3 rRNA genes are annotated in these 5671 nt (G+C 56.2%); all 3 read left to right on the top strand.

Annotated elements, in window-relative coordinates:
• Positions 1 to 37: 37 nt before the first annotated feature.
• A 16S ribosomal RNA gene (locus EUA94_RS21935) occupies positions 38 to 1560 on the top strand.
• 636 nt (positions 1561 to 2196) lie between these two features.
• Positions 2197 to 5339, top strand: a 23S ribosomal RNA gene (locus EUA94_RS21930).
• A gap of 206 nt (positions 5340 to 5545) precedes the next feature.
• Positions 5546 to 5663, top strand: a 5S ribosomal RNA gene (gene rrf, locus EUA94_RS21925).
• The 16S, 23S and 5S rRNA genes sit together here, the layout of an rRNA operon.
• Positions 5664 to 5671: the final 8 nt, after the last annotated feature.

The following is a 5671-nucleotide window of genomic DNA, read 5'->3' as shown; positions in this document are numbered from 1 at the left end:
TATTCCTTGGCTCACTTTGGTGGGTTGGGGTTTGTTTTCGATGGAGAGTTTGATCCTGGCTCAGGACGAACGCTGGCGGCGTGCTTAACACATGCAAGTCGAGCGGAAAGGCCACTTCGGTGGTACTCGAGCGGCGAACGGGTGAGTAACACGTGAGTAATCTGCCCCTGGCTTTGGGATAGCCACCGGAAACGGTGATTAATACCGGATACGACCGCTCCTCGCATGAGGTGGTGGTGGAAAGTTTTTCGGCCAGGGATGTGCTCGCGGCCTATCAGCTTGATGGTGAGGTAATGGCTCACCATGGCTTCGACGGGTAGCCGGCCTGAGAGGGTGACCGGTCACACTGGGACTGAGACACGGCCCAGACTCCTACGGGAGGCAGCAGTGGGGAATATTGGACAATGGGCGGAAGCCTGATCCAGCAACGCCGCGTGAGGGATGACGGCCTTCGGGTTGTAAACCTCTTTCGGTGGGGACGAAGCGCAAGTGACGGTACCCACTAAAGAAGCACCGGCCAACTACGTGCCAGCAGCCGCGGTAATACGTAGGGTGCGAGCGTTGTCCGGAATTATTGGGCGTAAAGGGCTCGTAGGCGGTTTGTCGCGTCGGGAGTGAAAACCAGGTGCTTAACACCTGGCTTGCTTTCGATACGGGCAGACTAGAGGTATGCAGGGGAGAACGGAATTCCTGGTGTAGCGGTGAAATGCGCAGATATCAGGAGGAACACCGGTGGCGAAGGCGGTTCTCTGGGCATGACCTGACGCTGAGGAGCGAAAGTGTGGGGAGCGAACAGGATTAGATACCCTGGTAGTCCACACCGTAAACGTTGGGCGCTAGGTGTGGGGTCCATTCCACGGATTCCGTGCCGCAGCTAACGCATTAAGCGCCCCGCCTGGGGAGTACGGCCGCAAGGCTAAAACTCAAAGGAATTGACGGGGGCCCGCACAAGCGGCGGAGCATGCGGATTAATTCGATGCAACGCGAAGAACCTTACCTGGGTTTGACATACACCCTGCCGCTCCAGAGATGGGGCTTCTTTTGGGGGTGTACAGGTGGTGCATGGCTGTCGTCAGCTCGTGTCGTGAGATGTTGGGTTAAGTCCCGCAACGAGCGCAACCCTCGTTCTATGTTGCCAGCATGCCCTTCGGGGTGATGGGGACTCATAGGAGACTGCCGGGGTCAACTCGGAGGAAGGTGGGGATGACGTCAAGTCATCATGCCCCTTATGTCCAGGGCTTCACGCATGCTACAATGGCCGGTACAAAGGGCTGCGATCCCGTAAGGGGGAGCGAATCCCAAAAAGCCGGTCTCAGTTCGGATTGGGGTCTGCAACTCGACCCCATGAAGTCGGAGTCGCTAGTAATCGCAGATCAGCAACGCTGCGGTGAATACGTTCCCGGGCCTTGTACACACCGCCCGTCACGTCACGAAAGTCGGCAACACCCGAAGCCGGTGGCCCAACCCTTGTGGAGGGAGCCGTCGAAGGTGGGGCTGGCGATTGGGACGAAGTCGTAACAAGGTAGCCGTACCGGAAGGTGCGGCTGGATCACCTCCTTTCTAAGGAGCACACGCCCCGACCAGTGGCGAATGTTCACTGGCGCATGGTGGTGTTCACTAGTGGAATCGTCGACGATCACGCATCCAGCTTCTGCTGGGTGGCTGGGCCTTCGGGTCTGGTGCCTTCGGGTCTGGGTTACCTGTTGCCTCACGTTGGTGGGGGATGGGGTCAAGCACACTGTTGGGTCCTGATGAATCAGCCGCCCAGTTCCTGCCCTACGGGGTAGGGGTTGGTGCCCAGTGATGGGTGGTGTCTGGTTGTTCTGGTCCTCCCTTTGCCTGTTGCTGTCTGTGGATGGTGGTGGGGGTTGGTGGGGTTGTTGTTTGAGATCTGCATAGTGGACGCGAGCATCTACAGCACTCGCCACGTCGGTTCGGCTTCCTTTGGGGGGTTGGGCTGGGTTGGTTGTGGTGTTGTTAGAGCAATTCAGCAAACGTGCGCCTTTGGGTGTGGGTTTGTATGAGTCTGTAAGTTTGTGTGACCCGGTTTTTCCTCTCTTTCCTTGGGGATGGGTCATGCGTTTTGTGTGAAGCCGGTCTGCTGGGTGATTGTCCTGGTGGGTTGGTTGTTGTTTTTTGTGGTGTGTGTTGGTGGCGTTGTGGGCGCATGTGTGTTGTGTGTTTGTGACGTTGTTGAGACAAGCTATGAAGGGCACATGGTGGATGCCTTGGCATCAAGAGCCGATGAAGGACGTTGGAGCCTGCGATAAGCCCTGGGGAGTTGGCAACCGAGCTGTGATCCGGGGGTGTCCGAATGGGGGAACCCAGCACGAGTCATGTCGTGTTACCCGCATCTGAATATATAGGGTGTGTGGAGGGAACGTCGGGAAGTGAAACATCTCAGTACCGACAGGAAGAGAAAACAACAGTGATTCCGAGAGTAGTGGCGAGCGAAATCGGATGAGGCTAAACCATGGCTGTGTGATACCCGGCAGGGGTTGCAGTCATGGGGTCGTGGGACCGCTCATTACGTGCTGCCGTGCGTGGAGGAAGTAAAAAACCTGTGTGGAAGTCGAAGTCGGTTGGAAAGCCGTACCGTAGAGGGTGATAGGCCCGTAGACGTAAAGCGCAGGCTTCCGAGCGTGTTCCCAAGTAACACGGAACCCCTGAAATTCCGTGTGAATCTGGCGGGACCACCCGTTAAGCCTAAATACTCCTTGATGACCGATAGCGGACAAGTACCGTGAGGGAAAGGTGAAAAGTACCCCTGGCGGGGAGTGAAATAGTACCTGAAACCGTGTGCCTACAATCCGTCGGAGCCTTATGTCTGAGCTTGCTCAGGTGGGGGTGACGGCGTGCCTTTTGAAGAATGAGCCTGCGAGTTTGCGGTGTGTTGCGAGGTTAACCCGTGTGGGGAAGCCGTAGCGAAAGCGAGTCCGAATAGGGCGATTCAGTAGCGCGCTCAAGACCCGAAGCGAAGTGATCTATCCATGGGCAGGTTGAAGCGTCGGTAAGACGACGTGGAGGACCGAACCCACTTAGGTTGAAAACTGAGGGGATGACCTGTGGATAGGGGTGAAAGGCCAATCAAACTTCGTGATAGCTGGTTCTCCCCGAAATGCATTTAGGTGCAGCGTTGCGTGTTTCTTGCCGGAGGTAGAGCACTGGATAGCTAATGGGCCCTACAAGGTTACTGACGTTAGCCAAACTCCGAATGCCGGTAAGTGAGAGCGCAGCAGTGAGACTGCGGGGGATAAGCTCCGTAGTCGAGAGGGAAACAGCCCAGACCATCAGCTAAGGCCCCTAAGCGGTGACTAAGTGGAAAAGGATGTGGAGTCGCATTGACAACCAGGAGGTTGGCTTGGAAGCAGCCACCCTTGAAAGAGTGCGTAATAGCTCACTGGTCAAGTGATTCCGCGCCGACAATGTAGCGGGGCTCAAGTCATCCGCCGAAGCTATGGCATTCAGCAATTACATCAGCATCGACTTGATCGGTGTTCAGTGTGCTGGATGGGTAGGGGAGCGTCGTGTGGGCAGTGAAGCGCCGGAGTGATCCAGGTGTGGAGCCCACACGAGTGAGAATGCAGGCATGAGTAGCGAATCACGGGTGAGAAACCCGTGCGCCGAATGATCAAGGGTTCCAGGGTCAAGCTAATCTGCCCTGGGTAAGTCGGGACCTAAGGCGAGGCCGACAGGCGTAGTCGATGGACAACGGGTTGATATTCCCGTACCGGCGAAGTTGCGCCCATGATGAACCTGGTGATGCTAACCACCCGAAGCTCATCGGACCGGACCCTTCGGGGCGAGGCTGGTGTGTGGAGCGTGGGACCCGAACCGGTAGTAGTCAAGCGATGGGGTGACACAGGAAGGTAGCCCAGCCACAGCGATGGTTGTCTGTGGGCAAGCGCGTAGGACGTGGTGTAGGCAAATCCGCACCATCCACTTCAGTGTGGAGTCTGAGACGTGACGCGGAGCCGCCTAGGCGAAGTGGGTGATCCTATGCTGTCGAGAAAAACCTCTAGCGAGCAACGAGCCGCCCGTACCCCAAACCGACTCAGGTGATCAAGTAGAGAATACTAAGGCGATCGAGACAACCATGGTTAAGGAACTCGGCAAAATGCCCCCGTAACTTCGGGAGAAGGGGGGCCCGGATCGTGAACCCACTTGCTGGGGGAAGCGTGAAGGGCCGCAGAGACCAGGGGGAAGCGACTGTTTACTAAAAACACAGGTCCGTGCGAAGTTGTAAGACGATGTATACGGACTGACTCCTGCCCGGTGCTGGAAGGTTAAGAGGACCGGTTAGACACATTCGTGTGTCGAAGCTGAGAATTTAAGCCCCAGTAAACGGCGGTGGTAACTATAACCATCCTAAGGTAGCGAAATTCCTTGTCGGGTAAGTTCCGACCTGCACGAATGGAGTAACGACTTCCCCACTGTCTCAACCATGGACTCGGCGAAATTGCACTACGAGTAAAGATGCTCGTTACGCGCGGCAGGACGGAAAGACCCCGGGACCTTTACTATAGTTTGGTATTGGTGTTTGGTACGGCTTGTGTAGGATAGGTGGGAGACTGTGAAGCCCTCACGCCAGTGTGGGTGGAGTCAACGTTGAAATACCACTCTGGTCGTACTAGATGTCTAACCTAGGTCCATTATCTGGATCAGGGACAGTGCCTGATGGGTAGTTTAACTGGGGCGGTTGCCTCCTAAAATGTAACGGAGGCGCTCAAAGGTTCCCTCAGCCTGGTTGGCAATCAGGTGGCGAGTGTAAGTGCACAAGGGAGCTTGACTGTGAGACAGACATGTCGAGCAGGGACGAAAGTCGGAACTAGTGATCTGGCCACGGCATGTGGAAGCGTGGTCACTCAACGGATAAAAGGTACCCCGGGGATAACAGGCTGATCTTCCCCAAGAGTCCATATCGACGGGATGGTTTGGCACCTCGATGTCGGCTCGTCGCATCCTGGGGCTGGAGTAGGTCCCAAGGGTTGGGCTGTTCGCCCATTAAAGCGGCACGCGAGCTGGGTTTAGAACGTCGTGAGACAGTTCGGTCCCTATCCGCCGCGCGCGCAGGAAACTTGAGAAAGGCTGTCCCTAGTACGAGAGGACCGGGATGGACGAACCTCTGGTGTGCCAGTTGTTCTGCCAAGAGCACGGCTGGTTGGCTACGTTCGGAAGTGATAACCGCTGAATGCATCTAAGCGGGAAGCACGTTTCAAGATGAGGTTTCCCACCACGTAAGTGGGTAAGGCCCCCCACAGAACATGGGGTTGATAGGCCGGAGGTGTACAGCAGCAATGCCCAGCCGACCGGTACTAATAGGCCGAGGGCTTGTCCCAACACCGTACACAAACACACAAACCATTCAACGGTGACGTGTGAAAGCGTACGAAACAACGGTCAAGCCACCACATACCGCGCAAACAACGAACACAAGCACCAAGCTTGCAACGCGTCCACTAAGCAGTTCCCAACCAACACACCCAACCCCGAAAACCAGCAATGGTCACCAAGGGTGAGGCGAGTGTGAAGTGGTTGAAAGAGTTACGGCGGCCATAGCGAAACGGGAAACACCCGGTCCCATACCGAACCCGGAAGTTAAGCCTTTCAGCGCCGATGGTACTGCAACCGAGAGGTTGTGGGAGAGTAGGACGCCGCCGGACATACATTG

The organism is Nocardioides zhouii (genome assembly GCF_004137345.1).
Lineage (GTDB): Bacteria > Actinomycetota > Actinomycetes > Propionibacteriales > Nocardioidaceae > Nocardioides > Nocardioides zhouii.
Note: the sequence above shows the minus strand (reverse complement) of the source record. Positions and strands in the feature narration are given on the sequence as shown.